Annotated in this window: 12 protein-coding genes; 2 read left to right on the top strand and 10 right to left on the bottom strand. The window is 67.7% G+C overall.

What is annotated here, in order from left to right; translation table 11 throughout:
• Positions 1-127: 127 nt before the first annotated feature.
• The 5 genes from HNP55_RS22000 to guaD are packed head-to-tail and all read right to left on the bottom strand — an operon-like array spanning position 128 to position 6,228.
• Positions 128-1,276, bottom strand: coding sequence for a BMP family ABC transporter substrate-binding protein (locus HNP55_RS22000; protein WP_184304242.1), 1,149 nt, complete (start codon positions 1,274-1,276; stop codon positions 128-130).
• Positions 1,277-1,298: 22 nt separating this feature from the next.
• On the bottom strand, positions 1,299-2,219 hold the full coding sequence (locus HNP55_RS21995; protein WP_184304240.1) for an ABC transporter permease subunit: 921 nt from the start codon (positions 2,217-2,219) through the stop codon (positions 1,299-1,301).
• A 9-nt stretch (positions 2,220-2,228) separates the two neighbouring features.
• Entirely contained in the window at positions 2,229-3,302 is a 1,074-nt protein-coding gene (locus tag HNP55_RS21990; protein WP_184304238.1) for an ABC transporter permease, read from the bottom strand.
• The gene (locus HNP55_RS21985; protein WP_184304236.1) at positions 3,295-4,830 is read right to left on the bottom strand and encodes an ABC transporter ATP-binding protein; all 1,536 of its coding nucleotides are present in this window, start codon (positions 4,828-4,830) and stop codon (positions 3,295-3,297) included. The genes HNP55_RS21990 and HNP55_RS21985 overlap by 8 nt, the downstream gene beginning before the upstream one ends.
• A gap of 48 nt (positions 4,831-4,878) precedes the next feature.
• Positions 4,879-6,228, bottom strand: coding sequence for a guanine deaminase (gene guaD, locus HNP55_RS21980; protein WP_184304234.1), 1,350 nt, complete (start codon positions 6,226-6,228; stop codon positions 4,879-4,881).
• Positions 6,229-6,274: 46 nt separating this feature from the next.
• Between guaD and xdhA the strand changes: the two genes are divergently transcribed.
• Positions 6,275-7,813 (top strand): xanthine dehydrogenase small subunit, encoded by a 1,539-nt coding sequence (gene xdhA / locus HNP55_RS21975; protein ID WP_184304232.1) that lies wholly within the window; start codon positions 6,275-6,277, stop codon positions 7,811-7,813.
• Positions 7,810-10,098, top strand: coding sequence for a xanthine dehydrogenase molybdopterin binding subunit (gene xdhB / locus HNP55_RS21970; RefSeq protein WP_184304230.1), 2,289 nt, complete (start codon positions 7,810-7,812; stop codon positions 10,096-10,098). Before xdhA ends, xdhB begins: the two co-directional genes overlap by 4 nt.
• A 9-nt stretch (positions 10,099-10,107) precedes the next feature.
• Here xdhB and HNP55_RS21965 read toward each other — a convergent pair whose 3' ends face one another.
• The 5 genes from HNP55_RS21965 to HNP55_RS21945 form a co-directional block, all read right to left on the bottom strand.
• Positions 10,108-12,516, bottom strand: a complete 2,409-nt coding sequence (locus HNP55_RS21965; RefSeq protein WP_184304228.1) for a S8 family serine peptidase — start codon at positions 12,514-12,516, stop codon at positions 10,108-10,110.
• Positions 12,517-12,623: 107 nt separating this feature from the next.
• Positions 12,624-13,196, bottom strand: a complete 573-nt coding sequence (locus tag HNP55_RS21960) for a DVUA0089 family protein (RefSeq protein WP_184304226.1) — start codon at positions 13,194-13,196, stop codon at positions 12,624-12,626.
• Positions 13,197-13,334: 138 nt separating this feature from the next.
• Positions 13,335-16,247: a DUF3857 domain-containing protein gene (locus HNP55_RS21955; protein WP_184304224.1), complete on the bottom strand. Its 2,913-nt coding sequence runs from the start codon at positions 16,245-16,247 to the stop codon at positions 13,335-13,337.
• Between the two features lie 251 nt (positions 16,248-16,498).
• Positions 16,499-17,329: an HDOD domain-containing protein gene (locus HNP55_RS21950; RefSeq protein WP_184304222.1), complete on the bottom strand. Its 831-nt coding sequence runs from the start codon at positions 17,327-17,329 to the stop codon at positions 16,499-16,501.
• Between the two features lie 140 nt (positions 17,330-17,469).
• Entirely contained in the window at positions 17,470-18,282 is an 813-nt protein-coding gene (locus HNP55_RS21945; protein ID WP_184304220.1) for a Crp/Fnr family transcriptional regulator, read from the bottom strand.
• Positions 18,283-18,296: the final 14 nt, after the last annotated feature.

The following is an 18,296-nucleotide window of genomic DNA, read 5'->3' as shown; positions in this document are numbered from 1 at the left end:
CCCAGGCCTTCAGCCCAAGCAAAAAGCAGCTGCAAGGCTGCTTTTTTTGTGCCCCGATCGACCTCCGCCGGACGCGGAGCTGTTTGCCAAAGCAGGCGGCCCTCGCCAAGGGAGAGGGCCGCTGCGCTTACTTGCTGCCCGGCAGCTTGCCTTCCACACCCTTGAGGTAGAAGTTGATACCGGAGAGGAATTTGTCGTCGGCCACCTCGTCCTTCTTCAGCACTTCCTTGCCGTCCTGGGCCAGCAGCGGGCCCTTCCAGATGGTGTAGCTCCCCTCCTTCAAACCGGCCTTGATCTTCTCGACCTCGGCCTTGACCTCGGCCGGCACGGCATCGGCAATCGAGACCAGATCGATGGCGCCTTCCTTGACGCCCCACCAGGAATGCTTGCCAGGGCCGGCCGTCCACTTGCCGTCCAAGGCTTCCCGCACCGTGGCGATGTAGTAAGGCGCCCAGTTGATGACCGCCGAACCCAGATGGGCCTTGGGGCCATAAGCCGTCATATCGGAGTCCCAGCCGAAGGCGTACTTGCCGTTCTTCTCGGCCGTCTGCAGCACGGCGCTGGAGTCGGTGTTCTGCATCAGCACATCGGCACCGCCGTTGATCAGGGTCTGGGCGGCCTCGGTTTCCTGCGGCGGGTCGAACCACTTATTGACCCAGACCACCTTGACCTTGATCTTCGGATTGCCCGTCTGCGCGCCCAGCGTGAAGCTGTTGATATTGCGGATCACCTCGGGGATGGGGATGGAGCCCACCACGCCCAGAGTGCCGGTCTTGCTCATCTTGCCGGCGATCACGCCCGCCAGATAGGCGCCCTCATAGGTACGCGAGTCATAGCTGCGCAGGTTCTCGGCCTGCTTGTAGCCGGTGGCATGCTCGAATTTCACATCCTTGGCATCCGGCGTCACCTTGAGCATGGGTTCCATATAACCGAAGGTGGTTCCGAAGATCAGCTTATTGCCTTGACCCACCATATCGCGGAACACCCGCTCGGCATCGGCCGCCTCGGGCACTTTCTCGACGAAGCTGGTGGAGATCTTGTCGCCGAACTCCTTTTCCAGCGCCTTGCGGGCATTGTCGTGGGCAAAGGTCCAGCCACCGTCACCCACCGGGCCGACATAGGCAAAAGCGATCTTCAAGGGCTCGGCCTTGGCCGCCGCGGCCGGGGCCGAAGGAGCCTGGACCGTAGCCGGCTCCTCCTTCTTGCCGCAAGCCACCAGGGCCGCAGCGACGCTCAGTGCCAGGACGAGTTGGCCTTGTGATTTGAATGGATTCATGGTTTCTCCTGAAGAAAATGGGTCAAGACCCCGGAAAAAACGGTTTGCCCAGCGAGGCCGGCATATTGGCGCGTATGAAGCTGGCCTTGCTGGAGATCAGCACCAGCACGGTGATGGTGGCCAGATAGGGCAGCATGCTGAGAAACTGGCTGGCGATGGCCACACCCTGGCCCTGCAGATGGAATTGCAACATGGTGACAAAGCCGAAGAGATAGGCGCCGGCCAGGATGCGCCCCGGCCGCCAGGTGGCGAATGTCGTCAGCGCCAGGGCGATCCAGCCCTTGCCGGCAATCATGCCCTCCACCCACAGCGGGGTGTAGATCACCGAGACATAGGCGCCGGCCAGGCCGCACAGCGCCCCGCCCGCCATCACCGCGGCCAGCCGGATGCGCCGCACCGGGTAGCCCAGGGCGTGGGCCGATTCGGGCGACTCGCCCACGGCGCGCAAGACCAGGCCCGCGCGCGAGCGATACAGAAACCAGGCGACGGCCGCCGTCAAAAACATGGCGCCATAAACCAGCGGATGCTGCTTGAACAAGGCCTGGCCCAGCAGGGGAACGTCCGCCAGGCCGGGAATTTCAAACAAAGCCCGCGGCCCCAACTTTTCCTGGGTGTAGCGGATGCCGGCAAAGGCCGAAAAGCCGGCGCCAAACAGGCTCAGGGCCAGGCCGGCCGCGTACTGATTGGTGTTCAGCCAGATCACCAGCAGGCCGAACAACGCCGCCATCAGCGCGCCCGCCCCCATGCCGGCGACCAGGGCCAGCGCATCGCTGCCGGTATGAAACGCGGTGGCAAAACCCACCATGGCCGCCACCAGCATCATGCCTTCGGCGCCCAGATTGACGATGCCGGCCCGCTCGTTGATGAGCAGGCCCAAGGCCGCCAGCGCCAGCAAGGTGCCGGCGCTCAAGGAGGCGGCGATCAAGAGTGCAAAAGACTCCACGCGAACTCCTTATTTGGCTTGGGGCCCAGAGGCCCGGCGCAAGCGGTAATGGATCAAGGTGTCGCTGGCCAGCAGGCTGAACAGCAGCAGGCCCTGGAACACCCCGGTGATGGATTTGGGCAGGCCCAGGCGCGACTGCGCCAGCTCGCCGCCGATATAGAACATGCTCATCAACAGGCCCGAGAACACAATGCCCAGCGGATGCAGACGCCCGACAAAGGCCACGATGATGGCGGCAAAGCCGTAGCCCGCCGGCACATAGGGCGTCAACTGGCCCAGCGGCCCCGCCACCTCCAGCGCCCCGGCCAGGCCGGCCAGGCCGCCCGAGACCAGCAAGGTCGTCCACAACGCCCCTTGTGAAGAAAAGCCCGCATAGCGCGCCGCCGCCGGCGCCAGGCCGCCCACCTGCAGGGCAAAGCCCGCATAGCTGCGGAACATGAAGACCCACATGGCCAGCACCGCGCCGGCCGCGATCAGCACGCCGATATGCAGGCGCGTGCCCTCGATCAGCTTGGGGATCTTGCTGACCGCCAAAAAGCTGATGGACTGCGGGAAGTTGTAGCCGGCCGGGTCCTTCCAGGGCCCGTAGACCAGATAGCTCAAGAGCAGATCGGCCACATAGACCAGCATCAGGCTGACCAGAATCTCGTTGGCGTTGAAGCGCGAGCGCAGGCCCGCCGTGATGGCGGCCCAAGCCATGCCGCCCAGGCTGCCGGCCAGCAGAATCGCCGTCACCAGCAGGACGCGGCTGGAGCCCGCATCGGCCTGCATGGCCACCCAGCCCCCGGCCAGGGCGCCGATGATGAACTGGCCCTCGGCCCCGATATTCCAGACATTGGAGCGAAAGCACAGGGCCAGGCCCAGGGCGATCAGGATCAGCGGCGTGGCCTTCAGGCCCAGCTCACTCCAGGCGTAGGCGCTGCGTATGGGCTCCCAAAAGAACATCTGCAGGCCGCGCAACGGATCCTTGCCCAGCAGCAGGAACAAGGCCAGGCCCAGCGCCACCGTGAGGGCCAGCGCCATCAGCGGCGAGGCCAGGGCCATCAGCTTGGAAGGCTGGGGGCGCGCTTCCAGCTTAAACATATCGAGCCCCTCCCTGCTGGCCCGCCTGCCACAGCCCGCTCATCCACTCGCCCACCAACTCGCGATTGGCCTGCGCGATGGGCAGCACCGGCGACAGACGGCCCTGGGCCATCACCACCAGGCGATCACTGATCTCAAACAACTCGTCCAACTCCTCGCTCAGCACCAAGACGGCGCAGCCGCTATCGCGCAATTTCAGCAACTCGGCGCGGATCTGCGCCGCCGCGCCCACATCCACGCCCCAGGTCGGCTGCGCGATGATCAAGACCTTGGGCGCGGCCGAGATCTCGCGGCCGACGATGAATTTCTGCAGATTGCCGCCCGACAGGCTGCGCGCCGCCGCACCCGCGCCACCGGCGCGGACATTGAAGCGGGCGATCAAGCTCTCGGCCAGATGCTGGACCTGGCCTAGCCGGATCCAGCCCCAGCGGCCGACGCTCTCGGTCCGCGTCAGCAAGGTGTTCTGCGCCAGCGACAAATCGGGCACCGCGCCCCGCCCCAACCGTTCCTCCGGCACAAAGTGCAGGCCCAGATGGCGGCGTTTGCGCGCGCTGCTGCGGGCGATGTCCTGGCCGAAGAGCTGCACCGAACCCGCTTCGCCGCGCGGGTCCTCGCCCGACAGCGCCGCCATCAACTCCTGCTGGCCATTGCCCGACACCCCGGCCACGCCGAGGATCTCGCCGCTGCGCAGCTCCAGTTCCAGATCGACCAGGGTGGTGCCGAAGGCCTGCGACTTGGCCAGGCTCAGGCGGCGCAGGGCCAGGGCCGGCAGCTCGCTCTTGCGCGCCGCGGCGGCCGGTGCGGCGCGCAGCGGCGGCGGCTCGCTGCCTATCATCAGGCGCGAGAGCTCGGCATTGCTGCTGGCGCGCGGGTCCAACTCGCCTGTGACCTTGCCGGCCCGCATCACCGTGCAGTGATCGCAGAGGGCACGGATCTCGTCCAGCTTGTGGCTGATGTAGAGGATGGAGCAGCCCTCACCCGCCAGCAGGCGCAGGGTGGCAAACAGCTTTTCCACCGCCTGCGGGGTCAGCACCGAGGTGGGCTCGTCCAGGATCAGCAGCTGGGGCCGGCCCAGCAAGGCCCGCACGATCTCGACCCGCTGGCGCTCGCCCACCGACAAGGTGTGCACCGGCCGCATGGGGTCCACCTCCAGGCCGTAGCTCTGCGCCAGCTTGCGGATGCGCGCAATCACCTCGGCCAGGCTCAGCGTTTTGTCCAGACCCAGCCAGACGTTCTCGGCCGCGGTCAGCGTGTCGAACAGCGAGAAATGCTGGTAGACCATGCTGATGCCCAGTGCCCTGGCCTCGGCCGGGCTCTTCAGCGCCAAGGCCTGGCCGTTCCAGCGGATCTCGCCGGCGTCGGGCTGGACCGCGCCGTAGATGATCTTCATCAAGGTGGATTTGCCGGCGCCGTTCTCGCCCAGCACGGCGTGGATCTGCCCCGGGCTCACGCTGAGGCTGACCCCGTCATTGGCCTTGACGGCCGGGTACTGCTTGCTGATGCCGCTGAGTTCCAGGCGTGGTTTCATCGAAAAGAAAGGGCTGAGGGCGAAGAGACGGCAGCGAAGAAACAGGGCTCAGCCCTTCATGCCTTCGTCACGTGAATAGCGTATTTTCCCAGACACATAGCTGCGCAGCAGATTGCGCTCGTCAGACAAGCACATCCAGGCGAACACGCGTTCGTGCAGACCCCGCACGACCTCGTCCCGCGCCCGGGCCACCGGGCCCTGTGCCCAATCCCACACGCACACATCGGCCAGTGTACCGACGCCGAAATGCCCCATCTCCTGCGCCAAACCCAGGGCCTCGGCCGCGCCGCGGGTGGCGGCGTAGAGGCCGGACCAGGCCGTCATGCGCCGCCCCGCCAGCGCCTGCACCTTGTAGGCATCCAGCAGATTGCGCTGCATGGACAGGCTGCTGCCGCCGCCCACATCGCTGGCCAGGCTGATATTCACCCCGGCCTGATGCGCCGCCGGCCAGTCGAACAAACCGCTGCCCAGGAATAGATTGGACGAGGGGCAGAACACCAGCTGCGCCCCGCTGCGCGCCAACGCCCGGCGGTCCGCCTCGTCCAGCCAGATGCCGTGGGCCAGCAAGGCACGGGGGTGCAGCAAGCCGGCCCGCTCGTACACATCGAGATAGCTGCGTGCGGTGGGGAATAACTCCGCCACCCAGCGCACCTCATCCCGGTTCTCGGCCACATGGGTTTGCATGAATAACGAGGCATCGGCACGGCACAGGGCACCGGCCATGGCCAGCTGCGCGGGCGTGCTGGTGGGGGCGAAGCGGGGCGTCACCGCATAGGCCAGGCGGCCCCGGCCATGCCAGCGAGAGATCAGGTCCAGGCAATCGCGCTCGGCGCTCTGCACATCGTCCAGCAGGGCCGGCGGGGCGTTGCGGTCCATCAAGACCTTGCCGGTGATCAGGCGCATGCCGCGCTGCTCGGCGGCCGCGAACAAGGCCTCGACTGACACCTTGTGCACGGTGGGGAAGACCACCGCCGCCGTCGTGCCATGGGCCAGCAAAGCATCGAGAAAACGCTGGGCACCCTGCTGCGCCACGGCCGGATCGGCGTAGCGGCATTCGGCCGGGAAGGTATAGGTATTGAGCCAGTCCAGCAGCTCCGCGCCGTAGGAGGCGATCACATCCAGCTGCGGGCAATGCACATGGCTGTCGATAAAGCCCGGCAGGATCAGTCGGCCACTGAAGTCCTGCAAGTCCCAACCCTCGGCCGCATCGGGCGCCTGAGCTTGCGTGCCCTGCACACGGCCGTTTTCAATCAAGAGCCAGTGATCGGGCTGAAAGCGCAGGGCGGAAGTTTCCAGCTCACCCCATTCAGCTTGAGCCACGAAGTCCAGCAAATCGCCACGCAGGGCCAATCTGCTAGTTGGGGAAACAGAGGGGGTGGAGGCGGCGGCAAATGACATACCGTGGCATCCTATATCTTTGCGCCCGCAGCCCTGGCCTTTCCCCATGAGCACAAGCCCCCCAACAACGATCGCGCCGCGTCCCATCCGCTTCTTCCAAGGCGGCGAGATCCGCTCGGTGCAAGACCTGGCCCCCAGCACCACGGTCTTGCAATGGCTGCGCGAGCACGCGCACTGCACGGGCACGAAGGAAGGCTGCGCCGAGGGCGATTGCGGCGCCTGCACCGTCTTGCTGGGCGAGCTGGTGGACGGCCAGTTGCAGCTGCGCAATGTCAATGCCTGCACCCAGTTCCTGCCCACGCTGGACGGCCTGGCCTTGTTGACGGTGGAGGATCTGGGCAGCAGCCAGGCGCTCAACCCGGTCCAGCAAGCCATGCTGGACTGCCACGCCAGCCAGTGCGGCTTCTGCACCCCCGGCTTTGTGATGAGCTTGCAAGCCTGCTACGAGCGCCACTGCGAGGCCGGCAGCCGGCCCACGCGCCAGCAGCTGGCCGACGATCTGGCCGGCAATCTCTGCCGCTGCACCGGCTACCGGCCCATCCTGGATGCCGGCCAGGCCATGTTCGAGCGGCCCCAGCAGCGCATCAACAGCGCCCCCATCACGGCCGCGCTGCAGCAGCTGCAGCAAGACCCACCCCTGCATTACGCCGCGGCCAACCCGGCATTCCAACAGCGCATCGACCACTTCCACGCCCCCCGCTCGCTGGCGGCACTGGCCGAACTCCGCCTGGCCCTGCCCCAGGCCCGGCTGCTGGCCGGCAGCACCGATATAGCCCTCTGGCACAACAAGCAATTCCGCGATCTGGGCGAGCTCATTTATCTGGGTGCCGTCGCCGCGCTGCGCGAGATCCGCAGCGAGCCCTGGGCGGATAGCCGCCCCGGCCTGTGGATAGGCGCGGGCGCCCGGCTGGAACAGGCCTGGGCCGCGCTCAGCGAGGCCGCGCCCGAGCTGCGCGAGCTGTGGCTGCGCTTTGCCTCGCCGCCGGTGCGCCAGGCCGGCACCCTGGGCGGCAATATCGCCAATGGCTCGCCCATCGGCGACGGCGCGCCGGCCCTGATCGCCCTGGGCGCCGACATCGTGCTGCGCCAAAGCGCCGCGCAGCGCCGCCTGCCCTTGCAGGACTTTTATCTGGACTATATGAAGAACGCGCTGCGGCCCGGCGAGTTTGTCGAAGCCCTGCACCTGCCCCTGCCCGCAGCGAATCAGCCGCTGCGCGCCTACAAGATCAGCAAGCGCTTTGATAGCGATATCTCCGCCCTCTGCGCCGTCTTCGCCCTGCAGCTGGATGCCGATCAAACCGTGCGTCAGGCCCGCCTGGTGTTTGGCGGCATGGCTGCCACCGTCAAGCGCGCGGCCGCCGCCGAAGCGGCCTTGCTGGGCCAAGCCTGGTCGGCCGAGGCGGCGGCGCTTGCCGCTCAAGCCTTGAGTCAGGACTTCCAGCCCCTGAGCGATATGCGGGCCAGCAGCGACTACCGCCTCAGGGTGGCGCAAAACCTGATGCACAAGTTGTGGCTGGAGACGCGACCGGAGCAGCCCTTGCTGGCGCAACAAAGCCGGATCTGGCAGCTCAGGAGCCAAGCATGAGCGCTGTCGGAAAAAACCGCACGCACGAATCCGCCGCCCTGCATGTCTCGGGCGAGGCCCGCTACTGCGATGACTTGCCGGAGCTGCAGGGCACGCTGCATGCGGCCTTGGGCCTGTCGCCGATAGCCCATGGCCACCTACTGTCCATCGATCTGGAACTGCTGCGCCGCCAGCCCGGCGTCGTGGCGGTGCTGACGGCGGCCGATATTCCGGGCGAGAACAACTGCGGCCCGCTGCTGCATGACGACCCCATTCTTGCCGCCGAAAAATTGAGTTATCTGGGCCAGCCGGTGTTCGCCATCATCGCCAGCAGCCGCGAGCTGGCGCGGCGTGCGGCCGCGCTGGCCAGGCAAGCGATCCGGTGCGAGGCCCTGCCACCGGTCTTGACGGCGCTGGAGGCCCATGCCGCCGGCCAGTACGTGATCCCGCCCATGCATCTGAGCCGTGGCGATGCCGCCGCCGCCCTGCAGGCCGCGCCGCATCGCCTGATTGGGGAATGGCGCGTGGGCGGCCAAGAACAGTTTTATCTGGAAGGCCAGATCAGCTACGCCCTGCCGCAGGAGCAGGACAGCCTGCTGATCCATTGCTCCACCCAGCACCCCAGCGAGATGCAGCAACTGGTCGCCCACGCCCTGGGTTGGCAGGCGCATGCCGTGCAGCTGCAGTGCCGGCGCATGGGGGGCGGCTTTGGCGGCAAGGAGTCGCAGTCGGCCCTGTTCGCCTGCGTGGCCGCCATCGCCGCGCACCGGCTGGGCCGGCCGGTCAAGCTGCGCCTGGACCGCGATGACGACTTCCTCATCACCGGCCGCCGCCACGGCTTTGACTACCGCTGGCAGCTCGGCTTTGACGGGCAGGGCCAGATCCTGGCGGCCGAGGTCGAGCTGATCGCCAACTGCGGCCACTCGGCCGATCTGTCCGCCCCGGTGATGGCGCGCGCGCTCTGCCATTTCGACAATGCCTACTGGCTGCCCCATGTGGCCATGCACGGCTTTTGCGCCCGCACCAATACCCAGAGCAATACCGCCTTCCGCGGTTTTGGCGGGCCGCAAGGCGCCCTGGCCATCGAGATGATTCTGGACTCGGTGGCACGCCGCCTGCAGCTGGACCCGCTGCTGGTTCGGCAGCGCAATTTCTACCGTGACGAAGCTGGGCACAACACCACGCCCTATGGCCAGACGGTGGAAGATAACCAGTTACACGCGCTGACCGAGCAATTGATCGCCAGCAGCGATTACCACGCCCGCCGCGCCGAAATTGCCGCCTTCAATGCCAGCAGCCCCCTGCTGAAAAAAGGCCTGGCGCTGACGCCGGTGAAGTTCGGCATCTCCTTCAATGTGGTCCACCTCAACCAGGCCGGCGCCCTGGTCCATGTCTACACCGACGGCTCGGTGCTGGTGAACCATGGCGGCACCGAGATGGGCCAGGGCCTGAACACCAAGGTGGCCCAGGTGGTGGCGCAGGAGCTGGGCCTGGACATGGCCCAGGTACGCTGCAGCGCCACCGACACGCAGAAGATCGCCAACACCTCGGCCACCGCCGCCTCCACCGGCAGCGATCTGAACGGCAAGGCGGCCCAGGATGCGGCTCGGCGCATCAAGCAGCGCCTGCTGCCCGTGGCGGCCAAGCTGCTGGGCTGCAGCGAAGCCGATGTGTGCTTTGCCCAGGGCCAGATTGGCGCGGGCGAGCGGCGATTGAGTTTTCGCGAGCTGGTCGCCCAGGCCTATCTGCAAAGAGTGCAGCTGTGGAGCGAGGGCTTTTACGCCACGCCCGGCCTGTGCTGGGACCGCGAGAAGCTGCAGGGCAAGCCCTTCTACTACTTCGCCTACGGCGCCGCCGTGGCCGAGGTCCTCATCGACACGCTGACCGGCGAGAACCGCATGCTGCGCGCCGACCTGCTGCACGATGCCGGCCAGTCCATCAACCCGGCGCTGGACATCGGCCAGGTCGAGGGCGCTTTTGTGCAGGGCGCCGGCTGGCTGACGACCGAGGAGCTGGTCTGGCATCCCGACTCCGGCCTGCTGAGGACCCACGCCCCCAGCACCTACAAAATCCCGACGGCCAACGATATGCCGCCCGACTTTAGAGTTAGTCTCTACGCCCAGCCCAATGCGGCCGACAGCATCCACTGCTCCAAGGCCGTCGGCGAGCCACCCCTGCTGCTGGGCTTTGCCGTGCTGCTGGCCCTGAAGGATGCTGTGGCGGCCTGCGGGCCGGCGGGCTGCGACCCGCTGCTGCACGCACCCGCCACGGCCGAGCGGGTGCTGCAGGCGCTGAGCCAGACCTAGGCCAGAGCCTCAGCGGGCCGACTTGGTCGGGAGCGGATTGACCGCGTTGACGGCGCTCAGCGCGTCGATCAAGCCGAAGCCATCCAGGGGCGAGAAGCCCTTGGCGAACTGCCTTGGCTTGAGCGTGGTGCTGAAGGGAATCGTGCCGCCGCCCGGCACCGCCACCACGCCGCTGACGGTGGCACCGGCCAGCAGATCGGCGGCATTGCCGCCGCCGCCGGTGGCGCGCTCGTCCCGGTCGACGCCAAAGCCCATGCTGCTCTTGTTGCCGAAAGCGCCGGCCGTGAAATTGACCGTCAGCTTGTCGAACTGGGTGTTGGCCAGCACGCCGGCGCGGCTGAAGCTGATCTGGCCGGCGCTGATATTCTTCAGCGCGCCCAGGGTCAGCGGGTAGCCGGTGGTGGCCGCGCGCGGATCGAACAACATGCCCGGCGCGGGCACGCCCAGGCGCACCCGGGCGGCATTGGCGGTGCTGAGGTCCAGCACCACGTTCTGCAAGGTGTAACCAGCCGGCGCCACCATGGACAGCTTGAAGGCATTCGGGTTGAAGGAGCTGGGCGTGTCGCCATTGCCCTCGGCCGACACCGTCACCTTGGCCGCCCCGGCAATGGCCACGGCCTCCACCAGATTGGGCTGCAGGCTGTGCGGCAGGGCCGTGCTCTGCAGCACGCTGCGCACCTGGGCGGGCGTCAGCGAGCCCGGGCCACCGGCCTTCTGCAGCAGCAGGGCCGCCACGGCCGCGGCATGGGGAGCCGCCGCGCTGGTGCCGAAGAAGTTGGGGAAGGTGTCGGCGTCCTCGGCAGAGTCCGAGCTGAAGAAGGTGGTGTTGACGCCATCGATGGCGGCCACATCGGGCTTCATGCGCACCTCGGGTTCGGCCAGGCGGTTGCCGGCCCGGTCGAAATACATGCGCACCATGCCGGGCGAGGTGAAGGACTCGGGCTGGTAGGTCTGGAACCAGGGAATGGCGGCCGTGCCGATGGCGCCGGCGGCCGAGTTGTGGCCATAGGTGACGGGGGTGTTGTAGTCGACATACTCGGCATTCACCACCGAGCCGAACAGCACATAGCGCAGCTTGCTCGCCACCGGCGTGGCCGGGGCCGCGCCCTTGCGCACCACCACCAACTGGTAGGTGGCGGCCGGGGCGGAGATGTATTCCAGCGGCTGGTCGGTGGCCAGGTTGTCGTCCTTGGAGGAATAGACGATGGCCGTGCCCGCGGCATTGAAGAGGTAGATGTCGTAGTCGGTCGTGACCCTGCCCGCATCGAAGGGGTCGTTCCACTGGAACACCACCCGGCCGTTGGCGCCGAACTGGATGGTCTGCGACACATCGGGCGCACCCGCGCCGCTATTGAAGTTGTGGAAGCCGCCGCTGCTGTCGGCGTCGGCGATCAGGGCCAGGTTGACGCTCTGGCCGGCGGTGGTGGCCGCCGCCTTGCTGACCGAACGGAAGTCCGACAGATAGCCCTGGCTGGCGCTGCGATTGCCGGCCGAGGAGAAGTAAGGCACGCCGGCCGCCGCCACCTCGTCGGCCGCCTGGGCAACGATGCCGTCGGAGAAGAAGGGCTCGGCCAGATAGATGATGTCATCCACGATGACATCGGCCTTGCAGGCGCCGGACTTGTCGGCCAGGGCGCGGATATTGTTGGCGAAGTCGACCTCGGTGTTATAGGCCGTGGCGAAGCAGAGCTTGGCGCCCGGCGCCAGGTCATGGACGATCTGGGCCATGGCCCGGCCCTCGTCGCTGCCGCCGGCCTGGTCCTTCACCACCACCACCTCGGCCGTGTTGCCCAGGGGGTTGCCGGCGCCAGGCAGGTCGCCGCTGGCCACATCGTTGGCGGCCTTGACGGCATTGGTGCTGGTGTTATAGCTGTCGGACATCACGCCCACGGTGATGCCCGCGCCGGTGATGCCCTGGGCATTGACCTGATCGGTGCGCATGGCCGGTGCGCCCTGCGAGGTGGTGGCACCCACATTGGTTTCCAGGCCCAGGGCCAGCACCACCGAGCGCACGCCCGCGGTCTCGGCCAGGCTGTTCAGCGCGCCGACGGGCACATAGGCCGTCAGCACGCCCTTGCGGTATTTGTCGCTGGAGGCCAGCACGCGCGAGCCCAGGCCTTCGGTGGCGGCCAGCACCGCCGGCAGGGGCTGTTGGCCGTCCAGCGTGACCTTGACGCGCACCCGCTCCTGGGCGTCGAACAGCAGGGCATCGCCCGCACGCAAGGCCTGCTTGCCGGCCAGCGCCGTCGTGCGGCTGTTGGCGGCGCTCAGGCCTTGCTGCTGGGCGGCCAGCTCACGCAGGCCCAGGCCCAGCTTGGGACTGGTCTGGGCCGCGGCGGACAGCGCCAGGGTGGACAGCGCCAGCGCCACGCTGGTGGCCAGCAGGGCGCGCTTGTTCTTGATTGCCTTGTGTTGCATCGCTCATTCCTTGCAGAAAACATCGGGCGCATCAAGGCCGGGAAGCCTGGATGCAGCGAGATTCATCGGGGTACAGCAGAGGACAGCGGGCCGTCCGGCCCGGGCCCTCAGGCCTTGCGCTTGCGCTGGCTCAGGGCCAGGCCGGCCGCGCCCATCAGCATCAGGGCCCAGGTGCCGGGCTCGGGCACGGCCGTCACATTGAGGCCATTGCCATCGGCGCTGATATGGGCCGTGTAGCCCGGCAGACCTTGCAGGGCGCCGGGTGTGGCGCCGTCCAGGGCGAAGCCATCGGCATAGGAGGCGGAATTGGCGAAATTGGGACTGGCCACGATGGTCAGCAGATAGTTGCCGGCCGTCAGGCTGGCCAGGCGCAGCGTGGCGTCGGCGCTGCTTTGGCCGGCCATGGCGGGGCCGCTGAAGTCGTCGTTCTCACCCAGCAGCACGCCGCTCGTGGGGCTGCTCATGGACCAGAGCTGGATCACCGGGTCGAAATTCGTGCCGCTATTGAAGGAGTCGGTCCAGAACTTGAAGTCGGCAACGGCGCTGCTGACGCTGAACTGGATCCTGGCCACGCTATTGTCAAAGGACAGGCCGCCCGCAAAGTCGTACTGCGCCGCCTGCGACAGGCCGGCGGCCGCGCTCAGCAGCAGGGCCGCGATGGTTTTCAAACGCTTGTTCACGCAAAACACTCCTCGGTCAAGGTCAAGGGAAAAGCGCCGATGAGCGCCCGGTTCGCGTGAAGTATTGCCGCGATCGTCAAAACAGACACCCCGGTTTCCCCTGATGGGCAGGCGGAAGTGGCGGATGCCCCCTGCAAATTAGGGGGTGGCGCCGCGCCTCAACTCCCACTGCGCCAGCGTGAACTCGCGGTAAGGCAGGGCCTGGGTGTCCAGGGTGCGCTCAAACCAGGGTTTAGCCTCGGCGCGCCGGCCCTGGGCCGCCAGCTGCTGGCCGATGTAGAAATAGGCCTCGGCCAGGCGCAGGCGCTCCTGGTCCGGCCGTTCACGCGCCAGGCGCAGCAAGGCGTCCCGGTCCAGGCTGCCGCTCAGGTAATGCAGCATGGCACCGGGCCATTTGCCCGCGTCCACCGAGGCCAGCTCGGGCGCGATGGCGGCGCGGCCCTTGCCACCGCCCTGCTGCTCGGCGGCAAAGTAAAGCCACAGCAGGCTGAACTCGCGCTCGGCACCATTGCTATTGCCCAGGCTCTGGCGCAGGGCCTGCTCGGCCAGGGCATAGTCGCCCAGCAGATAGTGGGTGCTGGCCAGCCAATTGCCCGCGCTGCCGGCATCGGGCAGGCCGGCGCGGGTCTGGAAGGCTTGCAAGGCCTGCTCCGGCCGCCCCAGACCGACCAGGGCCACGCCGCGCGCCTCCCAGGCGCCGCCCAGCTCGTTCGGGCCGACGGCGGGGGAGTCGATGGCGGCCTGGGCATCGTTCAAGGCATGCTCGAAATAGCCCAGATGGTTATTGGCCTGCGCCCGCTCCACCCGCAGCTGGGCGGCCCAGCGGCTCTTGGGGTCGAGCTTAGGCAGCACCGAGCCGGCCGCGACGCGGCTGATCTCGTTTTGCTGCAGGATCTGGAACAGCGCATCGGGCTGGCCTTTGCGGAACTTGGCCAGCCAGCGCTCGCTGTCGGCGAACTGGCCTTGCAAGGCCTTGCTGTCGAGCAGGTTCAGGCGCAGGCGATTGCCGACGATCTGCCTGGCCTTGGCCACCCGTTCGCGAAAGGCCTCCAGATCGGCCGGCAACACCTCGTCGCTGCGGCGTTCGAACTTGGCGCTGATGCTGATCTTGTGCTCTTGCAGCTCCACACGGCTGCTGAGCCTGAAATGCTTGTCGCCCACCTGCTGCAGCGGCGGCGGCTGGCCGACAAAGGCGCGCGGTGCCTTCAAGACCAGCTGCCGCTCCACCGTCTGGGTCTGCGCCAGCATGAAAGGCATGCGGCGCTGGGCCTCGGGCGGCAGCAGCAACAGATCGGCCAGCTCGGCGGCGGGCAGGTCCAGCTCCAGGCCACCGCGGGAATAACTGCCCAGGCCAGGGTTCTGGAAGTTCATGCGCAGCTCCAGCTGATTGCTCTGGCGATCGTCCAGCAGCTCGGGCTGGCCCAGCGCCTGCAAGCCGGGCAGCTGGCGCAGATAGGCGCCGGCCAGGGCCTGGGCGATGCGATCCACGCCGGCATTGGCGAAGCCGGCTCGCCAGCGCTCGGCGGCCAGGCCGCGGGCGATCAGCGCCGTCTTGAGCTGCGGCGCCTGCTGCAAATCGTGCAGATCCCAGTCCTGGCGATAGCTCAGGCTGTCTTCGGCAAAGCTGGGCGGCATCACGCTTTGCAGGGCGACCTCGCCGCCCGGCCTGGCCCCGCCCACCACCAGACCCAGGCCGTAGGGATAGTAGCCGCGTGATTGCAGGGTTAGCCCCTGGTTGGCGATGGTGGGGTCGAGGAAATAGACCTGCTCGCCCACCTGCACCCGGCTGATCACATGGTCGAACTGGTCATGCGCCGGCAGGTAATTGGCCAGGCCGCGGTTGCGCGCCATCGAGACCAGGGTGGGCCGCGCCTCGAAACCCAGGCCGCCGAGCAAGGCATTGAGCAGCATGACCTTGTCCTTGCAGTCGCCCAGGCGTTCGGCCAGGGTGCGCGAGGCGGGCTTGGGGCGGTGCGAGCTCTCGCCCAGGCTGGCCGAGAAGTAACGCACCTCGTCCTGCACAAAGCGCAGCGCGGCCGCCACCGTCGGCTCGGGCGGCAGGCCCAGGGCGCGCAGGGCCGCCACCTGCTCGACAATCTGGGCCGTGGCCGGCGTGCCGCCGGGCTCGGGCGTGAACAGGGCCTGCGCCCATTGGTCCAGCTCGGCCCAGCTGGCGTATTCGCTGATCTGCAGGGCCGGGTAGACCTTGAACCAGGGCGGCGTGCCGACCTCGGCCAGCACCGGCGCCACCTGCTCGCGCAGCACGCGCAAGACCTGTTGGCCGCCCTCCTCCAGGCGCTCGGGCTGCAGCTCCGCGCCGATGCCGCGGCTGTAGAGCTTGCGGCCCGGCGGGGCGGTCACGCGCAGATGCAGCCGATCGATGGGCGTGTCGGCCGCCAATTGCAAAAGCGTTGCGAAGCGATGACCGTAGATCGGGTTCTCGCCCTCCACCGTGTAGGCCAGCTCCACCACATCGCCCACGCGCACATCGCTCAACACGACCAGGGCGGTGCGCACGCCGTCGATCAGCTGCTGCTCCAACTGCTGCTCGCGCCGCAGGATCTCGATGCGAGCGCTCTTCAGCCGGTCCAGGCGCTGGCCCTCGCGCAGCAGGCTGGCGCTGTGGATGACCAGGGTCTGGTAGGCCGGGTTGAAGCTGATCTGCGGCTCCGAGACCTCGCGCAAGGTGGAGTTGTCCAGCGCCTGGGTGTGCAGGCGGAAAAAGCTGTGGCTGTCCTTGGCCTGCAGCTGGATCTGCACATCGACCAGGCGGTCGCGCCGGGCCCGGGCGCCGCCGGTGGCCGCGGGCGCGTTCGCCGGGCCGGGAATATTCCCCGCCGCCGGCACCGGCTTGACCCAGGCCGGCAACGGGGCGAAGCGATAGCCGGCGCCGGCCGCCACGGCGGGATAGGGAGCGTCCTTGGGCTTGCTGAGTTTGCCGACCGGCTTGGCCGGGTCCTGCGCCCAGGCCGGGCCGCCAGCCAGCAGCAGCAATAACAGTGGCAGCCCCGCCACCCGCAGCGACTTGCGCCAATCAAAGCTTCGCAGCATCAGCACACCCTCCCGCTTGGGTTGATGGCGCGATTGTGCGGTACGCAGGCGGCCGCGCTGTGGCCGGAAAACCTCAGCCCAGACTGAGCCCTTCCGGGCCTTGTGTCCACGCTCAGCCCATGCGCTTGTATCGCGCCTGGGCCTTCGCCAGGCTGAGCCCGGACAGTCACAGTCCTGTGGACTGTGACTGCCTGGCGAAGGCCGAGGCCTCTGGCCGAGGCACAAGCCCCTTCCGGGCCTTGTGTCCGGGCTCAGTGCAGCAATTGCTCTACATCGCTGGCCACATCACCGGCGGCCTGCAGCTTGGCTTCCAGAAAGTCCAGGTCCAGATGCAGATGCTCCACCAGCTCGGGCACGGCGGCGTTCAAGGCCGCCACCGGCTGGTCATGCTGCTGCGCCGCGTCGGCCAGCACCTCGGCCATATGCAGCACGGCGGCCATCAGGGAGAAGGGGCGGCTGTCCATCGGCGCATTGGCGTCCGTGAAGGCCTGCACCATCTGCGCCGGGAAATGCCAGTGCGAGGCCAGCGAGGCCGTCACATCGGCATGGCTGCAGGCAAAGCGATGCTGCTCCAGCGAGTAGCGACTGCCCGGCTCCACCGCCAGGGTCTCCACCTCGCCGACCAGGGCGGGTTCGGCCAGGGCCATCAGGATCTGGCCGGTGCGCAGCATCAGGCCGGAGAGGTAGGCGGTGTCGGCATCCAGACGCACCATCTTGCCCAGGATGCGGGCATAGGCCGCGGTGGCGATGCTGTGGCGCCAGAAAGCCGCGCGGTCCAGGCCTTTGACATTGGGAAAAGCCCCCGACAAGCAGGCCGCCAGCGAGAGATTGCGCAAGGTCTCCAGGCCCAGGGCGGCGGCGGCGTCCTGCAGGCTGGCGATCTGGTGCGAGGGGCTGTAGCGGGCCGAATTGGCCAGGCGCAAGACCTTGGCCGAGAGGCCCGAGTCCTTGCCGATCAGATCGGCAATTGCGCCCAGGCTGACGTTCTCATCGTCGAAGCTGCGAATCAGGCGATTCGCCACCTCGGGCATGGTGGGGATGGCGGCACTGTTCTGGAAAAACTTCTCGGCGGCAAGACTCACGGCATGGCTCCTCAAGCATGGGGGTCACCGGCAAGCGGTGCGGCCCGGGCCGGAATGGCCACAAGCTCGAAAGCAGTCTACGGTTGGCAAGCCGCCAACGCCACGCACAAATAACGGGGAATCCCCCCCCACTCCGAGCTTCAAGCCTGCATCAGGGCACGCAGCGCCACCGGGTTCAGCAGCTTGATGGAATAGCCGCGCACCTCGATCAGGCCGGCGCTCATCAGCTGGCGCAGGAGGCGGGACAGGGTCTCGGGCGTGATGGCCAGCTGGGCCGCCAGCTCGCGCTTGCGTTCGCGCAGGGCCACATCGCCGTCGGGGGCGGCGGCGCGCGACAGCAGCCAGGTGATCAGGCGTTTTTGCGCGTCCTTGGCCATCAAATCATGGGTGGCGCCGGTGAGCTTTTGCACCGTCTGGGCCAGGGCCATCAGCAGGCGCTCGTTCAGCGCGGGAAAGCGCTGCAGCAAGGGGCGCAGGCCGCTGAGCGGGAGCTCCAGCAAAGCGGCCGGGCTCATGGCCTGCGCGTCCTGCCCGTGGCCCGCCCCCATCCAGGCGCTGCTGAGGTCCAGCCAGGCCGGGCCGTGCACGCTGCGCTCCAGATGGAATTGCCGCTCGGCCGCCATGCTGCCCAGGCCCACCACGCCGTCCAGCACGGCCACCAGATGCTCGGCCGCCTGGGTTTTCTGGAACACCGGCTCGCCCGGCGCCACCCGGCGGCAGCGGCCCAAGGCCTCCAGGGCCTGCAGCTCATCCGGGCTCAACCCGGGCTCGCCCATCAGCGCGGCCCATTGCTCGGCGCTGACCCGCAAGTCGGCGATGGGCAGGGAGCGCCTGCTGGCCAGGCTCTCAGCGGAACGAAGCAAAGCCCGGCTGGCGAGCTTGGGCTCGGGCGGGTTGGGGCTGGCCTTGAGGGTGGTAGTTTCCACGGCGGGGTGGTCCGGAAGTCGCTGCATGGAGGCGACTTTCA

The sequence above is a fragment of the Roseateles oligotrophus genome, assembly GCF_014204525.1.
GTDB lineage: Bacteria > Pseudomonadota > Gammaproteobacteria > Burkholderiales > Burkholderiaceae_C > Paucibacter_A > Paucibacter_A oligotrophus_A.
Note: the sequence above shows the minus strand (reverse complement) of the source record. Positions and strands in the feature narration are given on the sequence as shown.

What these genes read in the sequence shown, in the direction of transcription:
- xdhA (WP_184304232.1), top strand. Translation starts at nt 6,275, where the DNA reads ATGAGCACAAGCCCCCCAACAACGATCGCGCCGCGTCCCATCCGCTTC.
- xdhB (WP_184304230.1), top strand. Translation starts at nt 7,810, where the DNA reads ATGAGCGCTGTCGGAAAAAACCGCACGCACGAATCCGCCGCCCTGCAT.
- HNP55_RS21965 (WP_184304228.1), bottom strand. Translation starts at nt 12,516, where the DNA reads ATGCAACACAAGGCAATCAAGAACAAGCGCGCCCTGCTGGCCACCAGC.
- HNP55_RS21945 (WP_184304220.1), bottom strand. Translation starts at nt 18,282, where the DNA reads ATGCAGCGACTTCCGGACCACCCCGCCGTGGAAACTACCACCCTCAAG.
- HNP55_RS22000 (WP_184304242.1), bottom strand. Translation starts at nt 1,276, where the DNA reads ATGAATCCATTCAAATCACAAGGCCAACTCGTCCTGGCACTGAGCGTC.
- HNP55_RS21985 (WP_184304236.1), bottom strand. Translation starts at nt 4,830, where the DNA reads ATGAAACCACGCCTGGAACTCAGCGGCATCAGCAAGCAGTACCCGGCC.
- HNP55_RS21990 (WP_184304238.1), bottom strand. Translation starts at nt 3,302, where the DNA reads ATGTTTAAGCTGGAAGCGCGCCCCCAGCCTTCCAAGCTGATGGCCCTG.
- HNP55_RS21955 (WP_184304224.1), bottom strand. Translation starts at nt 16,247, where the DNA reads ATGCTGCGAAGCTTTGATTGGCGCAAGTCGCTGCGGGTGGCGGGGCTG.
- guaD (WP_184304234.1), bottom strand. Translation starts at nt 6,228, where the DNA reads ATGTCATTTGCCGCCGCCTCCACCCCCTCTGTTTCCCCAACTAGCAGA.